This is a genomic window from Desulfovibrio sp. JC022 (assembly GCF_010470665.1).
GTDB lineage: Bacteria > Desulfobacterota > Desulfovibrionia > Desulfovibrionales > Desulfovibrionaceae > Maridesulfovibrio.
The window spans coordinates 101531-118728 of the sequence record NZ_VOPZ01000004.1; the positions used below are offsets into that span (position 1 = coordinate 101531).

At 48.5% G+C, this 17198-nt stretch carries 12 protein-coding genes; 8 read left to right on the forward strand and 4 right to left on the reverse strand.

The annotated features are described in order from the left end of the window. Window positions 1-46: 46 nt before the first annotated feature. On the reverse strand, window positions 47-1387 hold the full coding sequence (locus tag FMS18_RS07545; protein ID WP_368854153.1) for a TolC family protein: 1341 nt from the start codon (window positions 1385-1387) through the stop codon (window positions 47-49). 180 nt (window positions 1388-1567) lie between these two features. Between FMS18_RS07545 and FMS18_RS07550 the strand changes: the two genes are divergently transcribed. The 3 genes from FMS18_RS07550 (at window position 1568) to FMS18_RS07560 (ending at window position 5710) form a co-directional block, all read left to right on the forward strand. After that, on the forward strand, window positions 1568-3925 hold the full coding sequence (locus tag FMS18_RS07550; RefSeq protein ID WP_163293145.1) for a CHASE2 domain-containing protein: 2358 nt from the start codon (window positions 1568-1570) through the stop codon (window positions 3923-3925). A 107-nt stretch (window positions 3926-4032) separates the two neighbouring features. Next, on the forward strand, window positions 4033-5301 hold the full coding sequence (locus FMS18_RS07555; RefSeq protein ID WP_163293146.1) for an AAA family ATPase: 1269 nt from the start codon (window positions 4033-4035) through the stop codon (window positions 5299-5301). After that, window positions 5294-5710, forward strand: a complete 417-nt coding sequence (locus FMS18_RS07560; protein WP_163293147.1) for a hypothetical protein — start codon at window positions 5294-5296, stop codon at window positions 5708-5710. The genes FMS18_RS07555 and FMS18_RS07560 overlap by 8 nt, the downstream gene beginning before the upstream one ends. 67 nt (window positions 5711-5777) lie before the next feature. Here the strand turns inward: FMS18_RS07560 and FMS18_RS07565 are convergent, their stop codons facing one another. Both FMS18_RS07565 and FMS18_RS07570 read right to left on the reverse strand, forming a co-directional pair. Then, the gene (locus FMS18_RS07565) at window positions 5778-6815 is read right to left on the reverse strand and encodes a Fic family protein (protein WP_163293148.1); all 1038 of its coding nucleotides are present in this window, start codon (window positions 6813-6815) and stop codon (window positions 5778-5780) included. 349 nt (window positions 6816-7164) lie between these two features. Further along, the gene (locus FMS18_RS07570; protein ID WP_163293149.1) at window positions 7165-9462 is read right to left on the reverse strand and encodes a cysteine synthase; all 2298 of its coding nucleotides are present in this window, start codon (window positions 9460-9462) and stop codon (window positions 7165-7167) included. 182 nt (window positions 9463-9644) lie between these two features. Between FMS18_RS07570 and FMS18_RS07575 the strand changes: the two genes are divergently transcribed. The 5 genes from FMS18_RS07575 to FMS18_RS07595 all read left to right on the forward strand — a co-directional run bounded on the left by FMS18_RS07575 (window position 9645) and on the right by FMS18_RS07595 (window position 15441). Next, a complete protein-coding gene (locus FMS18_RS07575) occupies window positions 9645-11408 on the forward strand; it encodes a 6-hydroxymethylpterin diphosphokinase MptE-like protein (RefSeq protein ID WP_163293150.1) in 1764 nt (587 codons plus the stop codon). 160 nt (window positions 11409-11568) lie between these two features. Beyond that, entirely contained in the window at window positions 11569-11796 is a 228-nt protein-coding gene (locus FMS18_RS07580; protein ID WP_163293151.1) for a hypothetical protein, read from the forward strand. 4 nt (window positions 11797-11800) lie between these two features. Continuing rightward, window positions 11801-12427 (forward strand): phosphatase PAP2 family protein, encoded by a 627-nt coding sequence (locus tag FMS18_RS07585; protein WP_163293152.1) that lies wholly within the window; start codon window positions 11801-11803, stop codon window positions 12425-12427. A gap of 3 nt (window positions 12428-12430) precedes the next feature. Further along, the gene (locus FMS18_RS07590; RefSeq protein WP_163293153.1) at window positions 12431-14068 is read left to right on the forward strand and encodes a glycosyltransferase family 39 protein; all 1638 of its coding nucleotides are present in this window, start codon (window positions 12431-12433) and stop codon (window positions 14066-14068) included. Window positions 14069-14220: 152 nt separating this feature from the next. Continuing rightward, window positions 14221-15441, forward strand: coding sequence for a response regulator (locus tag FMS18_RS07595; RefSeq protein ID WP_163293154.1), 1221 nt, complete (start codon window positions 14221-14223; stop codon window positions 15439-15441). 85 nt (window positions 15442-15526) lie between these two features. Here the strand turns inward: FMS18_RS07595 and FMS18_RS07600 are convergent, their stop codons facing one another. After that, on the reverse strand, window positions 15527-17176 hold the full coding sequence (locus tag FMS18_RS07600; RefSeq protein WP_163293155.1) for an NAD+ synthase: 1650 nt from the start codon (window positions 17174-17176) through the stop codon (window positions 15527-15529). Between the last annotated feature and the right edge of the window lie 22 nt (window positions 17177-17198).

Genomic DNA, 17198 nt, shown 5'->3' on the forward strand with positions numbered 1-17198 from the left:
ATGCACACATGGAATTTTCAGTAAACTTCTAAATTACGCCTGTAACTTATTTGAAAACTTCGATGTTCATCATACCCATTTCGTACAGAAGCTTGTAGGCGAAGATAATATTGTCAATGTCAGCGGTAACGCTGGCACTGGTTGCTGTAGAATAATCCCTTTCACCGACGAGAATATCAAGCAGCTCCACCTGTTCACCGGTGGCTCTCTTTTTCTTAATCAGCTCAAGGAATTCCGCGGTGATGTTGGCCTGAGTTCTGTACAGCTCAGCGTTTTTGCGCAGGGTCATAAGCTCAAGCCATGCGTTGCGGACTTTTTCCTCAACATCACGTCTCACGTCCAGAGTCATTTTTCGTATTTCGCGCAAATTGGCTTTAGCAGCCTGAGTGGCTTCATATTCATAAAGACCGGAGAAACCCGTATAGCTGACCTGAAATGTGGCCTTGTTCTCCATTCTTACACCGCTTGCACCCTGATCCTGCTCCCTTCTTTTACCTTCAGCCACGAACTCAAATTTGGGATAAAGGGTTGCTTCCTGCACATCAACATCGTGGGAAAGCCTTTCCTTGGTAAATTTAAGTTGCAGCAGCATGGGGTTCTGGGACTGAGCCTGAGTGATGGCGTCATCAAGAGATGCAGGCATGTAACTGGAAGGCATTTCAACCGGAACCATCTTCTCGATTTCATCCATGGTAACGGGAAAGCCGTAAACAGCCTTGAAACGGTTACGCGCAGTCTGCACAGAACGCTCTATAGTAACCCTGTACGAAGTCGCCCCGGCAAGCTGTGCCTTGATCTGGAGTTCCTTGTAGGAGAGCCCGGCACCACGCTTAACCAGAGTTTCTTCCATACCGGAAAGACGCTTCATACTTTCTTCGGACTGAAGAGCGTACTTGAGGGTTTCCCGTGCCCGGATAAGCTCCAGATAAGCCTGTACACCCTGAATCATCAATTCCTGACGGGTCTGCTCAAGGACTGCTTTATATTCATTCAGCAGCGCATTGGTGCTATCGATATTACTATTCACCCCGCCGAAATCGTACAGCATCTGGGTGGCTTCAATACGTTGTTCATTACGGTATTTATTGGTACCGCCGCCGGGCTTGTCGATCTCCTCGCGTCCACCTTCAATCGAGACATCAACGGATGGAGTCCAACCGGACCAGCTCTGGGAGACAAGATGCTCAGCGGATTCAACACGGGCTTCCGCAGCCTTGATGCGATCATGGGTAGAAAGAAGATCATTGAGAATTGCCCGTAGATAAGGCTTGCCGTCAGACTGCTTTGGATTCATGGGGGACATTTCCTGTTGCGCCAAGGCAACACTGAACGCACCGAACAGCAAGCTGACCGCCATTCCCAGAATAAAAATTCGAACTAATTTCACAACAAATCCCTCCCAAAAGATCCAACTATATTAAAACATTGCAGTATAATTCTATCTTAATCTATTCTTTATACTTTCAGTATATATATAATATTAATTGAAAAATCCAGACGATTCATACATATATAAATAGTATTTACAAATATCTTTTAACATAAAATCAAGCCCAATCCAAAAAAAATGCTGAACATATTAAAAAAAATCACCGGGTCCGATTCATTTTTCCTGCTCCTTACCGGGCTGGCAGTCTCTATTATGGCGGCTTCCCTGTACATTTTTCAACCGCCCATCCTTCAGTTCGTGGATTACAAGATCTACGACCAGTTCATGCGCTCCAGTCCGGTCGGAAAAAAAACAAACATCCCGGTTATTGTCGATATTGACGATGAAAGTCTCGCCGAGCTGGGACAATGGCCGTGGCCCCGCTACCGCATGGCCCTGCTGCTGGCTAAAATCCAACAGGCCGGGGCACTTTCCACCGGGCTTGATATTCTCATCGGTGAGCCGGACCGCACTTCCCCGACTACCATTAAAAAAAGCCTGCGCGAAGAACTAGGCGTTACCGTCAATTTCAAAGGTCTGCCTCAAGGGCTGATGGATAATGATCTGGTTTTGGCAGATGTTCTTAAGCAAGGTCGTTATGTATTAGGATTTTATTTTGACTTTCTGGAAGGACAGGCTCCGTCAGTGAATGACCAACCCTGCTTTGCCAAACCAGTCCCCATTGCCCAGATCAGGGCCAAAGGTGCCCCTCAGCTCAAGGACCTGACTCTCTCCGCGCTGGATGCCATCTGCCCGCTTCCGGTGCTGGCAAAAGCCTCTCCCCTGTGCGGCTTCTACAACTCCATCACTGATTATGACGGGGTGGTCCGCCGGGTACCGCTGATAATTACCCTGAACGGCAAGCAATACCCCAGCCTTGCCCTTGCTACATTAATGAAGGCCCTTGGGCGTAAAAATATCATCGCCAAAACCAGCCTCATCGGCATTGAATCCATCCGCGTGGGTAAAACAACCATCCCCGTGGATGCCAAGGGGCAAATGATGGTTCGCTACCGGGGCGGTATGGAAGAGTTCCCCTACTATAGTGCCAAAGACATCCTCAGCGGCAAGATCGGTGAAAAGGAACTCAAGGGCAAAATAGTATTCATGGGCACCTCTGCCGCAGGACTACGCGATTTAAGGGTTACCCCTTTTGCATCGGATTATCCCGGCGTGGAAGTGCATGCCACTATTGTAGACAACATCCTGACCCGCGATTTCCTCCTCAAGCCGGACTGGGTTCCGGGGCTAGAGCTACTGCTGGTACTTGTGGCGGGCATAGTCTCCATGATCCTGCTGACATGGACCCGCTCCATGTGGATGATCCTGCCCATCGCGGCCATGGGAACGGGCATTGTCTACGGATCGCTCTATATTTTCCAAGCTTACAATGCATACTTCACACCCATGTACGCACTCATAGCACTGGGAATAAACTTCACCCTGCTGACCCTGATCAAATTCTGGCGCGAGGAAGGGCAGAAAAAATTCCTGCAAGCAACCTTCTCATCCTATCTGGCCCCGGAGCTCATTGACGAAATGTTCTCCAACCGCGAAATGCCGGAACTGGGCGGTGAAGCAAGGCAGGTAACCGCCTACTTCACCGACATCCAGAGCTTCTCCACTTTCTCGGAAAAGCTGACCGCGCCGCAGCTGGTTGAACTGCTCAACGAATACCTCTCGGTCATGACCGATATTCTCATCGAAGAAAAAGGAACCCTCGATAAATACGAAGGTGACGCGATCATCGCCTTTTTCGGTGCACCTATGGATGTGCCGGATCACGCCCTGCGCGCCTGCCGGGTAGCTGTAAAAATGCAACAGGCCGGACTCGAATTGCGCGACAAGTGGGCCAAAGAAGTTCAGCTCCCTGATGAACCGGACCGCAACACCAAGAATTTCCCTGAAGAACAATGGGCCAAGGGCGAAAAATGGCCTAAGGTTGTACACAACATGCGTACCAGAATCGGGGTCAACTCAGGTGAGATAGTGGTCGGAAACATGGGCTCATCCATGCGCATGAACTACACCATGATGGGTGACGCGGTTAACCTCGCCGCCCGTCTGGAAGAAGGAGCCAAACAGTTCGGTATCTTTACCGCAGTCTCCCATTTCACCCTTGATCTGGATGTGGAAGTTGACGGCGAAACCCACAAACTTCTTGATCTCGTGGAAGCACGTCTTATCGATAATATTCAGGTGGTCGGTAAAAACGAACCGGTACGCATCTACGAACTGGTAGCAATGAAAGGCGGCCTGACCGAAAACGAGGAGATCCTCTTCGATCTCTTCAACAAAGCCCGCGAAGAATACGTTGCCCAGAACTGGGACAAGGCCATTGAATTATACAAGGAAGCCAACAAATACGAACTCTACGACGATACCAAATTCACGCCCTCGGATGTATTCATCAAGCGCGCCGAAGAGCACAAGCTCAATCCCCCGGTACCAGAAGGAGAAATCTGGGATGGGGTTTATCGGATGACTAAGAAGTAGGGGAATTAACGCAAGCACAAGTTACCCGTGCAGTTAAAAATTCTCGGGAAATATTGACAATTTCCTAAGAATGAAGAACTTCACGGGTATAACTTTGCGAGGAAAATATGAAATTACTGATCGAGAATTTTTACAATATCAAGCACGCCGAACTGGATTTCAAAAAGTTCAATATACTGATCGGACCGCAGGCTGCGGGGAAGAGTTTGATTGCGAAGGTGCTGTATTTTTTGGAAGAAGTAGTAGCTGAGTATGAAATCAAAATAATCTCACCAGAAGAAAGCATCACAGAAGATATGCAGAGTGCATACATTAATCTTTTCTATTCTATTTTTGAACAACGACATATAAATAATGATTTTAAAATAACGTTAACAGACAACAACAATAACGTATGGATATTCCAAAATTCCGGATTAACACCGAATGAATACAATTTCGAAGAATCCTCCGAAACGGATGCACACCAGATAAACTTTGAAATACTTAAATCTGATCTAAAACATATAAAGAAACTACAGGCTGGACTAGAAGACACGATTGAAATTGCAAAGGATAATTCAGAACTAAGTTATACTGAAATAGTTAAATTAAGAGAAAAACTGGAAGAAGCATTTGACTGGATGCGTGTCCTACCACAAAACACTCACTTATTTATACCTGCATCAAGATCTTTAGTTAACATAATTGCAGATAATTCTTTTTGGATGCGAGAAAGCAACGTAGACGCATTATTAGTCCGCTTTGGACAAGCATACTCAAGACAGCTAAAAAAAGATACCACAGACAAACCTCTTACATGCAACACCCTAGAATCAATAACCAAAGGACAGATTGAACGACAAGACTCAGGATACGTTATAAATGAAAACGGAAGACTTGTAAGTCTAGCTAATGCTTCATCTGGGCAGCAAGCAACACTCCCCATTTTAGTTGGGTTAAACAGAGTAAATGAAGCCTCTGTCCAACACACCTACATCGAAGAACCAGAAGCACACATCTTCCCAGAAGCACAATATTTATTAACTCGCTACATCTCGGAAATACACAACCAAACAAATACAAACATAACCCTAACAACCCACAGCCCCTACATCCTAACAGCAGTAAACAACCTCATTTACGCAGGAACTGTAGGCAAGCAAAGTGAAGAAAAAGCTTCAAAAGTCAAAGATATTATCCCTGAAGATCAGTGGTTGAATTCAGAAGACGTAGCTGCGTACATGGTAGAAGCAGATGGAACAGTTCGTTCAATCATGGATGAAGAAAGTGGGTTAATTGACGCTGATAGCATTGACAGTGTTTCGGATAAAATCGGAGTTGAATTCGATAAAATATTCGACATAGAATTCAATGAAGAGGCTTCAGATGCCTAAGAGTTGCGAACAGGTTCTAAAAAAGAAAATTCATGTCTTAGAAGATAAAAAGAATAAATCCAAAGCAACGGTAAGGCTAGAAAATAAAGCTCAAATTAAATTCACTGTAATTGATTTTGACAACTGTGTTATGGAAAACACCAAAGCCTGCGATTACGTTGTGACCACAGATAAACGCGCAATATATGTCGAACTAAAAGGATCAGATATTCGAGAAGGTCACAGACAAATTATACATGCCGCGGACTTCTACAAAAACAACCATAAGAACATAAAGAAAACAGGAATTATTTCTTTCACGGGAAAACCGAAAGAAAACAGTTTTATACAAAGCCAAAAAAGATCATTAATGCTTAAACGCAAACTTGAAATGCTTTGTGACCGTTCTCCGGTAACGCATAAATTATAATACACAACAAGACTCCCCCTGCCGCACCAAACGACAGGGGGAGTCTTAATTTAAAAACATACCAAATTTACAACCGCTTAAACCGATCCCAATTCACAGCATAATTCTTGCCCGCAACAGGCTTGATCAGCTCAAGCTCAATTAACTTTTTGAGGTCACGGCGTGCGGTTGATTCCGCGACACTTATATAGAGGGGTTTGAAAACCGGATCGCCGTAAAGAGCACGTAAAGATACGTCCTTACCTGTCTCAATAAGCTGAAGCATTAGGTCATGCTGCCTGCTGACAATTTTCTTTTCCCGCAGAAGAACTGAAAGATATTCCCTGATAAGTACTGCATTCAAGTCCGAAAGAACTTTTTGCTGCACTTCGCTGAGGCTTTCAATCACGCCTTCAAAATAAAACTTCAGGAACGGGGTCATGTCTCCGCTTTTTCTGGAATCGGAAAAAGCGATGAAATAACGATCTATGTTGCGATAGTAAAAATTGGACATCATCAAGGGCAATAAGCCGCCCTCTCCTGAACTCAAAAGCACCGCTTCGATAAACCTTGCAGTACGCCCGTTACCGTCCTGAAACGGATGAATCATTGCCAGATGGTAATGGGCCGCAGCAGCACGCAACAACAAGTCAGCCACTTTCATTTCTGGCGCATTAATCCACGATATGAAAATTTCCATTAAGGCACGGATATCCGACAGGGTTTTCGGAGGAGTATAAATTCCGCCATGCTCGGCATTTCCGACCTTCACCACTTCATTGCGATATTTCCCCGGAGAATTATGGTAATAATCTATGCCTGCTGTAACTGTCTCGTGAACACTTTTAATAAAATTCTCCGTCAGGTCAGCCGTCACAACCTCCCTATCTTCAAGAGTTTTATACAATCGCTTGAGGTTTCGAATTTCCCTTTCAGCCTGATTTGCTGAAATTTCCTTACCATCAGACAAGCTGTCAGCCATCTTCAACAATTCGCCTACAGCATCCTCGCTCAAAGGATTCCCTTCAATGGCGGCGGTACCGAATATGGAACGCCGAATCAGCTCCGTCTCCATCTTTGCCAGAAACCCCGGCAATACAGGCAGGGACTGCAACAAATTAGACAAAGAACGGGCCTCAACCATCAGGGGTAAGATTTCTGCTGAATCAAATTCACAAGAAAATTTAAATTTTCCCGTCTTAAAGGTCATATGCTCAACAACAGATATTTTGACAGACATTTTGAAAATATATTTGTTTAAAATTTATAACAAAAAAAGTTAAAAACTCAAAAACATGAAACAAACATAGTTCACAAATATTAATTAAGCAACAAAACAAAATCCCCCTGCCGCACCAAACGGCAGGGGAAGTTTAATTTTCATCCATAATCAAAACTATTAGGGATTCCAAAGGGGCTTAGTCCCTTTGGCCGCCGGAGGCGAAATCATCTATCAAAAACGCGAAGCGCACCAACTAATTCTTCACCCGGAAAACCCGCGCCCCCTCAGAGCTGTCTTCTACATTGAAACCGAGTTCCAGCAACTTGTCGCGTAAGCCGTCGGCAGTGGCAAAATCCCTATTTGCGCGGGCAAGCTCGCGTTGCTCCAGCAGATCCTTTGCTTCTTCAGGCAGAGAGACGAACGGAACGGGCATGGCTTCGTGATCGAGGATACCTAGGATATCGTCAACTTCTAGAAGCTGATCAAGACAGAATTTTGCTTCCTTGGCTGAAAGTTTTGCGCTGCCCAGCTGGGAATTAATGGTTTTGGTGAAACTGAACAGGATGGGCCAGAAGCGATGCAGCTTGAGGTTGTCGTTCAGGGCCTGCGAAAGCCCGGACTTGAGGGTGAAGACTTCCTGATCAATATCTTCTGACACCTCACCGGAATCCCCGGCATGGATGCTCAGCCCTGCGGCAAGTTCCTGCAATTTCTGCTGATTCTTAACCCACATGGAAATGGATTGCTCGCTGCAAACCAGCGGCTTCTTGTAGGATGATGAAAGCATCCACATACGCACAGCTATGGGCTGACCGGATTGCTCGATGAGTTCATCAACACAGGGCAGTACCGGACCGCCGGGAAGTACCGGCTGTGCCACCATCCATGCCTGCGGGGAAACCCCGGCCCCGGCCCAGATGGCTCGCAGATTTTCCAGATGCGGAAAACGGTGGATTTCCCCGGCCAGCATAAGACTGACTCCGGGTAGCCCTTCAAGGGCGGTGACCGCCTGCTGCATAAACCAGCTGGGACGCACATTGCCCCACTCGGTCTCGATGATGTCACCAAGCTTGAGGTCTTGCAGAGTAGCCCGCTTAAGCAGGGTGAAATCACGCGGATTCTCCTTCACGTAATCATCCATATCCACTGTCTTGCCGAGGCTTACCTTGTCGATATCCATGTTGGACATCTGTCCGTAGCCCTTGTCGCGGGAAATATCGAAATATACAGAGCGCAGCTTCTCGTAAGCCAAGCCGTGGGCCAGCAATGCCCGGCAAAGCTCCACTGTGCGATCAACGGATTCGGAAGCACGTTCAAAGCGCATGGATTTGCGTACACCCAATAAGTAAGCGGCCTTGCGCACGGCTGTAGCAACTTCAGTAGAAAATGATTCCCGGTCCACACCCCGCTCACGGGAGGCGGCTAGAGTCTGATCCTCAAGATCGGCAAGGCCCACCAGCGCGGAAACCTTGGCTCCCTCGCGCTCAAGATGACGGGCCAGCACATCCAGCAGCACAATGCGCCGGAACACTTCAGGATCGTAGGGATTATCAAAAGACGGTCCCATGGTGAAAAGCCCGGTCTCCGCCTCGGAGATGGAAAGCACCCGGTCCTCGCCGCTGCTGTGGTCAAAAAGTTTCGGCCCCTTAAGTACCTGCGGACGAAACAAGGGAGTGGAAAGATAACGCTCGCCGCCATCGGGAAAAATTGTCACTACCAGTCCGTCTTCAAGCTCAGAGGCGATAGCAGCAGCCCCGGCCATGGCAGCCCCGGAACTCATACCCACAAACACGCCTTCTTCCTTGGCAAGACGGCGGCAGGCATCAAATGCATCATTATCCTGTACCCGGATAATGCGGTCCAGCTTCTGCTTATCGTAGATGCCGGGAGGATAAGATTCCTGCATATTTTTGAGACCCTGAATCTTGTGCCCCGGTTCAGGTTCCACGGCAATCATCTGGATATCTTTGTTCAACTCCTTGAGCCGCTTAGTGATCCCCATGACCGTTCCAGTAGTACCGAGGCAGGCCACAACGTGAGTAACCTTTCCTTCGGTCTGGTCCCATATTTCCTGCCCGGTTCCATCATAATGAGCCTCGATGGAGGCTTCATTGTTGTACTGGTCCATGAGCAGATATTTTTCCGGCTCCTCGCGGTAGAAACGATAAGCCTGTTCAATGGCCCCGTCCGTGGCAAGATGCCCCGGGGTAAGCATAATATCAGCCCCGTAGGCTCGCATGATCATCTTGCGTTCTTCGGAGGCGGTCTCAGGCATGATCAGCATCAGCTTATAACCGCGCACTGCACAGGCCATGGCCAGCCCGATTCCGGTATTGCCGGAAGTGGCTTCAATTATGATTTTATCCGCGGTAAGCTCCCCGCACTTCTCAGCCTTGCGGATCATGGCCCCTGCCGCACGATCCTTAATGGAGCCGCCGGGGTTCATGGCTTCCAGCTTAGCCAGAATCTTGACATTTTTATTGGGATTAAGCCCCCGCATTTCAACAAGGGGGGTTTCGCCTACCAATTCAAGAATATTACGAGCAAACATTTTATTTAATCCTTTCAGCTAATTATCTTTAAGAAAGTAAAAAAGAGTCCGCGTCCTTTTATTTCTGGCAATCATTTTGCAAATACAAAGCAGAAGATCATCAATCTGGTTGGAAAACCGGGGTAAGGAATGAACCCGGTACAAGCTACAGCTAATAAAAACAGTCGCCAAGGACGGAACAAATGTCAGCCTATCCTTTTCTTAAAGACAACATCGAAGCTCTTCAAACATACAACCCGCCCTTTTATGCCTGGCTGAGCAGTCAGGATATTGACGAAGAGAAATTACATGACTCTCTCTTCAATAATAAATTGGGCATTCTCGACTGGAGAATGGAAAACGGCACCGGGATGTTTGAATCCGTCACGCCCAACATGATCTACAAAAGCTGGAAGGCCGAAGAAAAGGCCGAAACCAGTGCAACTTTCATTGTCGGCTGCAATGTGGGCTACGGACTCAATCAGGTACTGATGAGCACCCCCGACACCCACAAAGTCATTGTTACCGACCCTAATCCGGAAATGATACTCGCCTGTCTGGGACAGACCGACTACCGTCCTTTTATGGAGGCCGGAAAACTCCATTTTTGCACAGTCGATGAAAACAGTTTGATGAGTATCATTAAAGACCTCGACCTTCAATTCGTATACGGTAAAATTTATCTGCGGCTGGATATGGCCAGCCAGCAGCTTGGACCGGAATACGCACGCTGGTCCGCCACCATCCGCAACAAAATGGAATCCTTTACCGTGGAAATGACCACCCTGCGTCTCAAGCAGGACGTCATGGTCGGCAACGAGCTGGACAACTTTTCACGCATTCTCGAAGACGGCAGCATCTCCCCGCTCAAGGGAGCCGGACGCGGCATGGGTGCGGTAGTTCTTGGTGCCGGTCCTTCTCTGGCCCAGTTCGGACCGGAACTGGCTAAGAATCCGGGACAGGCAATCTTCACCACCTCTTTGCAGGGTCTCCCCGCTGTGCAGAAAACCGGAATCAAGCCTCACTTCTGTATCGGTATTGACTACAACGCTTCCATGAGCAGGGTTTATGATCAGTTGGACCATGAATGGGCCAAGGATATCCCGCTCATTTACTCCACCAAGCTAGATCATGAAGTGCTTGCCGCATACCCCGGACCGACCATCCCCATGTGGACTGTCGGCGGACTGGGAACATTCGCCCTGAACAACCATGAAGAAGTTTTCGATGCGGGTAGTAACGTCAGTATCACTCTGGCAAGATTTCTGGACTGGTGCGGATTCAACCACATCCTGATGGTTGGACAGGATTTCGCATGGAAAGGTCAGGTCTCCCACGCATCAGGTCACCAGAACTCCGGAGCCCAGTACAACCCGGCTATGCTGGTGGAGCTGGAAAATGCGGACGGAGAAAAACTGACCTCCACCATTCAGTACATGACTTCCAAACGCGAAATGGAAGACGATATCAAAAATCTCCGCGCACCGTTCTTCAACCTCTACGGCGGCTGTGCTGTTATCGAAGGCACCCGCAATGTGGATATGAATGAAGTAAACATGGAAGGGCTGCTCTCCGCGGTACCGGGAAGCATGGAACACTTCAAGACCGCCATGAACATGACCGCCACCCCGCGCAACATGCCGGTATTTGAACCACGCAGCCCCAAGTGGACCTCATCCCTGAATCACGTCACCAAGCGGCTGGAAAAACTTTTCCGCAAGCACGGCAAGAATCAGGAAGAAATCCACAAGACTCTGCACGATGTATATTTCTTCATCAGGCAGGACCTGCTCTACATGCCCTACCTGTACAACGAAATCCTCGACATGGCAGGTCTGGCAAGGGCCAAGTCACGCTACGTGCCCAAGGATCTGCCCCACTACAAACGGATCGTCAAAAAAATTCTGACCAAAGTCCGCCACATGGACCGGGCCATGAATGTGTCCGCAAACCGCAAGGCGGCCTGAAAGGGTCAGCCAGATAACAACGTCCAGTAAGTTAATTCATCATAAGAAAATCCCTTGCAGCACCTGCCCGCTGCAAGGGACTTTCGCTTTGATCATTACAATATATTTTCTTACGAAAACATTGCTTGAATCCTCTCCCGTCAACGTGTAAACCGTGCCCATGAGTGATACTAAGCAAGACATGCCCTATCTCATGGAAGACGGCACACTGGTTATCCCGTTCTCCTGCCCGGACCACGAATACAAGTATTGGAAGAAGGAAGGTAAAAAACTTTCTGAAGTACTTGCGGAACTGAATACGGACAAGGAAACATGGTATAAATTCACCACGGACAAGCACCCGGATGATGTTCCTGCCAAGGACGAATCAGACAATGACGAGGAGTAGGTAATTGAATTCCTTCATTCATAGAAACCTGACCTTCTGCCACTACTTTCTGGGTTCCCTGCCCCTGCTGCTGATTTTTGCAGCCCTTTATTTCAACTTCGGCAGCGAAGCGGAAGTGCTGGCCTTTTTCGATGCCCATGCGCAGGCCCACCCGGATATGAAATCCTTTGCCAAAATCGTTACCAACTGGGGTAACGCCTGTTTTTATCCCATTTACCTCTGGTTTCTGATCACAGGCATCAAACAGCGCAAGACCGATAAATCGCGTCTTCGTTTCGCCCTTGTATTTATAGGCGTACAGCTGGCTGTCAGCCTGATAGCTGTCCGCTTTCTAAAAATCGCCATCGGCAAGCCCCGCCCTGGAGAAGGTCCGTTCTTCGAACCTATGTCCACACGGGGGGCTTACCACTCCATGCCTTCGGGCCATACATGTGAAATTTACGGGGCAAGCCTGCCCTTGATTCTACGCTACCGGAACCTGCTGCTGACTTTGGGACTGGGCTCTTTTGCCGCAGCCGTGGCCTTCAGCCGCATTTACCTGACCTGGCACCATCCCAGTGATGTTTTCTGCGGTTGGATGCTTGGGTCAGTAGCCGGATTCGCCATTCACCTTTTTTCCAAAGAGGACTAGCCCATGCGCTATGAAAAAAGACCATTCATCTGGGACATCATGGAAGCCAATCCGTGGCTTAGTGTCCTGCTCATTCTCTTTTTGCAGTCCATCTTCACCATGGACTACCGTTCCCTGTGGTTTTCCGATGAGGTCCGCTACGCCGATGTCTACCATCAGATGAAGGACGCCGGGCACTGGCTGGTCATGTATCTGAACGGCGTAGCCTACCCGGATAAACCGCCCGTGTACTTCTGGTTCCTGTCACTGATCGATACCCTGACCCCGGCGGACGGCATCAGTGTATTCTTCCTCGGTTCGGCTCTTTCTGCGGCATTTTTCCTGCTTTCCACTGTCAGCTTTGCCCGCACTCTGGGCTGTGGGCGCAAAACATCCCTTGCCGCCGGACTGGTGCTGCTAAGTAATATTTTCTTCATCGGCATTGCCCACTATTCAAGGATGGACCTGCTCTTCGGCGGCTTTATTCTCTGGGCCAATATCTGTCTATTCAAAGGATTCCAGAACCGCGATTCCGGTAAATACTTCATCTGGGCCTTCGCTTTCATGGGCATAGCAACCCTGACCAAAGGGCCCTTGGGACTTATCTTTCCCCTGCTCACCGCTTCCTGCTTCCTGATCTGGAAAGGCAGGCTTAAGCTCCTGCGTAACAAAGGCCTGCTCAAAGGGCTGGGCATCCTTCTGGCAATCCTGCTGGCCTGGGTTGTGGGCGCGCTCATCGTGGACGGCTCTTCCTTTATCCACAATATCTTTTACAAACAGATTTATCAGCGTGCGGTAAGCTCTTTCCATCATGAAGAACCTTTCCAGTACTACCTGATCGCCTTCCCGCTGGCATGGCTGCCGTGGACTCTGGCTATCTTCGCCGTGCCGCTGAAAAAAATCTTCAACATCGATCACTGGGTAGAAGTCACCGCCGACCGCAAAAACAATGCGAATGACGGTCGAGACTGGGCTTGGCTTATGTTCATCAGCGGCTTTGTGCTGCTGACCTGCTTGAGCATCAAGGTACTGATCTACATCCTGCCCCTCTTCGCTCCCCTTGCCATGCTGACCGCGCGCGGCCTTCTTGGTGAAGATGGACAAGAACCGGCTATCAATTCCAAAAAGCTCTGGACTGCTATAGCCGGATTCTACCTGCTTCTTGCTGTGGCAACCCCGTTTGCAGAAGTGCTCATTCCCTTTGACATCACCCTGAACGGACTTTCCTTCACAGTGCTGATCATGGGAGTTGCAGGGCTGGGCCTGCTCGCTCTCAAAAAATCCGGCGCGTACAAAGGACTGCTGGTCATGACTGCTGCCATGGTTCTCTGGCTCCAGCCGTTGGCCCTGATGACCCTGCCTTCACTTGATCCGCTCATGAGCCCCCGCCAGACCGGTGAAATCATGAAAGAATATGTCCAAGAAGGCAGTTACCCGCTGGCTCATAAAATATACTCCGGCATTTTCTCCTTCTACGCCGGAACCAATATCCACGAGACCAGCGAGATCGATGAGATTGAGCAGGTTCTCGCTGAAGAAGACAATGTAATTCTGGTCATGCAGAAAAAATATTATGACCGCTGGGAAAACCGCCCTGACGGAATCGCTGTAATCCACGAGCAGTTCATCTCTGATCGACCTTATTTACTGATAAAAAAATAACTGCCAACCGCTAATATGCCCCGCCCCGCTTTGGACAATCCGAAGCGGGGTTTTTTGTTTTCCAAAAGCCACAGACCGTGCTATCGTGAAACCATAAAGAACAGGCACAACCAACTATACATCCAATACATTTCAGCTTTTCGGAGATGACTATGAGCCGCTCTAAAAACATACTTTTCATTGATGAAGATAAAGCTCAGCTTGAAATGCTGGACAAACAACTGAGTGCCATGAAAAAACGGTGGCAGGTTAATTACGCGTCAAACAAAGACGAAGTCATGACCCTGCTCAGAACAAAGCCCTTTGATATAATCGCCATGGAACTTCAGGTGGATGGATTTGAAGGTGATGAACTTCTTGAGGAGATCAGAACCCGCCAACCCGGAAGTATACGATTCATCATATCCGAATCAGTAAATTCGGAAAACTGCCTGAAATTTGTCAAATACGCCCACCAGTTCATAACCAAGCCGTATCAAAAATCGGAATTAATCGGGAAAATAAAGAAAAGCCTGCGTCTTAAACATATTTTCCTTAACGAGCGTGCAGCAAAAGGAATTGCTTCCATTGAAGAGCTTCCCACAATGCCGGAGCTCTTTATGGAGCTTGAAAGGGAGCTGAGTAAAGATGACGTACTGATCAGCAGTATCGGTAAAATGATCGGCGAAGATATGAGCATGACCGCTGGACTGCTCAAACTTGTAAATTCTCCCTTTTTCGGCCTTTACTCCAAGGTAACCAACCCGGAACAGGCTGTCACCCTGCTGGGGCTGGACAACCTCAAAGGGCTGGTGCTCGGAATTCACCTGTTCAATTCAGCAGGGTCAAACAAAATAGATTTTTCAATCGAAAAACTGGGTGAACATTGTCAATATACTGCGCTCATGGCCCGCGCCATTATCAAAGCGGAAGGCGGCAGCAACGAACTTGCTGAACACACCTTCCTAGCCGGATTCCTTCATGATATCGGCAAGCTGGTCCTCTCCACATCCTACGCTGAGGAATACGGAACTATCCTGAGTATCGTGCGTGATGCAAATATTCCGGTTCAAGAAGCAGAAAAAGACATACTTGGCTTTACTCACGCAGAAGTTGGAGCGTACCTGCTGGCTATCTGGGGATTTGATGAAGATATTATCGAAGCCATTTATTGCCACCACGAACCGCAACGGCTGGGCAGTGTAGACCTGAGTCCGGCGGTAGCTGTCCATGTAGCCAATTCATTTGATCACGAACTGCGAGTCACTAACGTTGACTATGCCCCGCACCTGCTTTCGGCAGAGTGGCTTGAACAAAATGAATTCAGTATCAAGCTTCCGGAATGGCTGCAAATATGCGCAGAACTCATGGAAGACGAAACCGGTGAAGTATAATAAAAAGCCCATCAAATCCTCAGCGGGGAACTTGATGGGCTAATTTTTGAATATCAAAAACTGCATTATTAAAGCACAGGGACCATTATCCGGTAAACCTGCAAGCTATGGGCATACGCCACCCAGTACCAAAGGCTCTGGATGTAATTTTGAGTCCCGGAGCGGCCTGCTTGCGCTTGAACTCCGAAATTCTGATCAATCGCAGGACATGCTGGACAGTTTCCGGATCGAATCCTGTTTCAGCAATTATTTCACTTTCCGCCTTGTGGCCCTCAACCCGTAACTCGATAATACGGTCAAGCACCTCATAAGGAGGCAAAGAATCCTCATCCTTCTGGCCCGGACGCAACTCTGCGGACGGCGGCTTCTCAATGATCGCCACCGGGATGATTTCGCCCCTGCCCTGCTCATTGAGCCAACGGCAGACCCGGAAGACAAGAGTCTTATAGAGGTCGGAAATAACTGCCAGTCCCCCGGCCATGTCTCCGTAAATGGTGCAGTATCCCACAGCCAGCTCACTCTTGTTTCCGGTGGTGACCAGCAAGGCACCCATCTTATTTGAAATAGCCATGACAAGGTTACCGCGAATACGAGACTGGATATTCTCTTCAGTCACGTTGGCAGGCAACCCTGCAAAAGTTTCAGCGAGCGAGTCCTCAAACTGATCCATGAGTTTGTCGATGGGAATGGTGGTACAATTGATGCCGATATTTTTTACCAGATCAAGTGAATCATCAACACTGCCTTTACTTGAATACGGGGAAGGCATGAGCACCCCGGTTACATTCTCAGCTCCAAGGGCCTCAGCAGCTACAGCAGCAGTCAGGGCAGAATCAATACCTCCGGAAAGCCCGAGCACAACCTTACTGAACCCGGTTTTGCCCAGATAATCCCGCAGTCCGAGAACCATGGCCTGCCATGCCTCTGCTTCCTCGCAAAAATCATCTTCCTCAATGCGCCCGGCAGAACAGTCTGATTCAACAATAACTACATCTTCTTGAAAGCCGTGCCCACGCGCAGCCAGATTGCCGTCTGTACTGAAAGCGCAACTGCGCCCGTCAAACACAAGGTCATCATTACCGCCCACCTGATTGGCGTAAAAAACAGGTACCTTGTACTTGGAAGCAATGTCTCCAAGTAATTTTTCGCGAATTCTCTGCTTGCCAATGCTGAACGGTGAAGCGGAAAGGTTGACCAGCACATCCGGATTCATATCCATAATCTGCGGAATGGGATTGCTTCCGTAACGCCTTCCATTACGGTTCTCACGGTCATTCCAGACATCCTCACAGATGGTCACCCCGATTTTCAAACCGTCAAATTCAAAGAAATTTACATTTTCAGCAGGCTCAAAGTAACGCTGCTCATCAAAAACATCGTAAGTAGGCAGCAACCATTTATAGAAAACCTTGGGCACGGCACCATGCTCGATCAGCCATGCACCGTTGCGCAAAGGGTTGCCGATTCCCTCATGATTGAGATCTACGCCGCCGGCCAGCAGAGCCATGCCTTCGGGCATGCGCCGTGAAATTTCGGAAACAGCTTCACGGCAACGGCTAACGAAATCCGCATTCAGCAGCAGATCCCGAGGAGGATAACCGGTCAAAGCAAGTTCAGAGGTAATGCAAAGCCTTGCGCCGCGCTCAGCGGCCCTATTCACTCCGTCGAGAATAAGTTCCACGTTTCCTTCAAGATCACCAACGGTCAGGTTAAGCTGTAACAGGGCTATTTTCATTGATTCATGTCCGTCCTTAGAT

Bases quoted from the DNA above. Each gene is read 5' to 3' on its own strand.
- FMS18_RS07550 (WP_163293145.1), top strand. From the start codon at position 1,568: ATGCTGAACATATTAAAAAAAATCACCGGGTCCGATTCATTTTTCCTG.
- FMS18_RS07555 (WP_163293146.1), top strand. From the start codon at position 4,033: ATGAAATTACTGATCGAGAATTTTTACAATATCAAGCACGCCGAACTG.
- FMS18_RS07560 (WP_163293147.1), top strand. From the start codon at position 5,294: ATGCCTAAGAGTTGCGAACAGGTTCTAAAAAAGAAAATTCATGTCTTA.
- FMS18_RS07570 (WP_163293149.1), bottom strand. From the start codon at position 9,462: ATGTTTGCTCGTAATATTCTTGAATTGGTAGGCGAAACCCCCCTTGTT.
- FMS18_RS07575 (WP_163293150.1), top strand. From the start codon at position 9,645: ATGTCAGCCTATCCTTTTCTTAAAGACAACATCGAAGCTCTTCAAACA.
- FMS18_RS07580 (WP_163293151.1), top strand. From the start codon at position 11,569: ATGAGTGATACTAAGCAAGACATGCCCTATCTCATGGAAGACGGCACA.
- FMS18_RS07590 (WP_163293153.1), top strand. From the start codon at position 12,431: ATGCGCTATGAAAAAAGACCATTCATCTGGGACATCATGGAAGCCAAT.
- FMS18_RS07595 (WP_163293154.1), top strand. From the start codon at position 14,221: ATGAGCCGCTCTAAAAACATACTTTTCATTGATGAAGATAAAGCTCAG.
- FMS18_RS07600 (WP_163293155.1), bottom strand. From the start codon at position 17,176: ATGAAAATAGCCCTGTTACAGCTTAACCTGACCGTTGGTGATCTTGAA.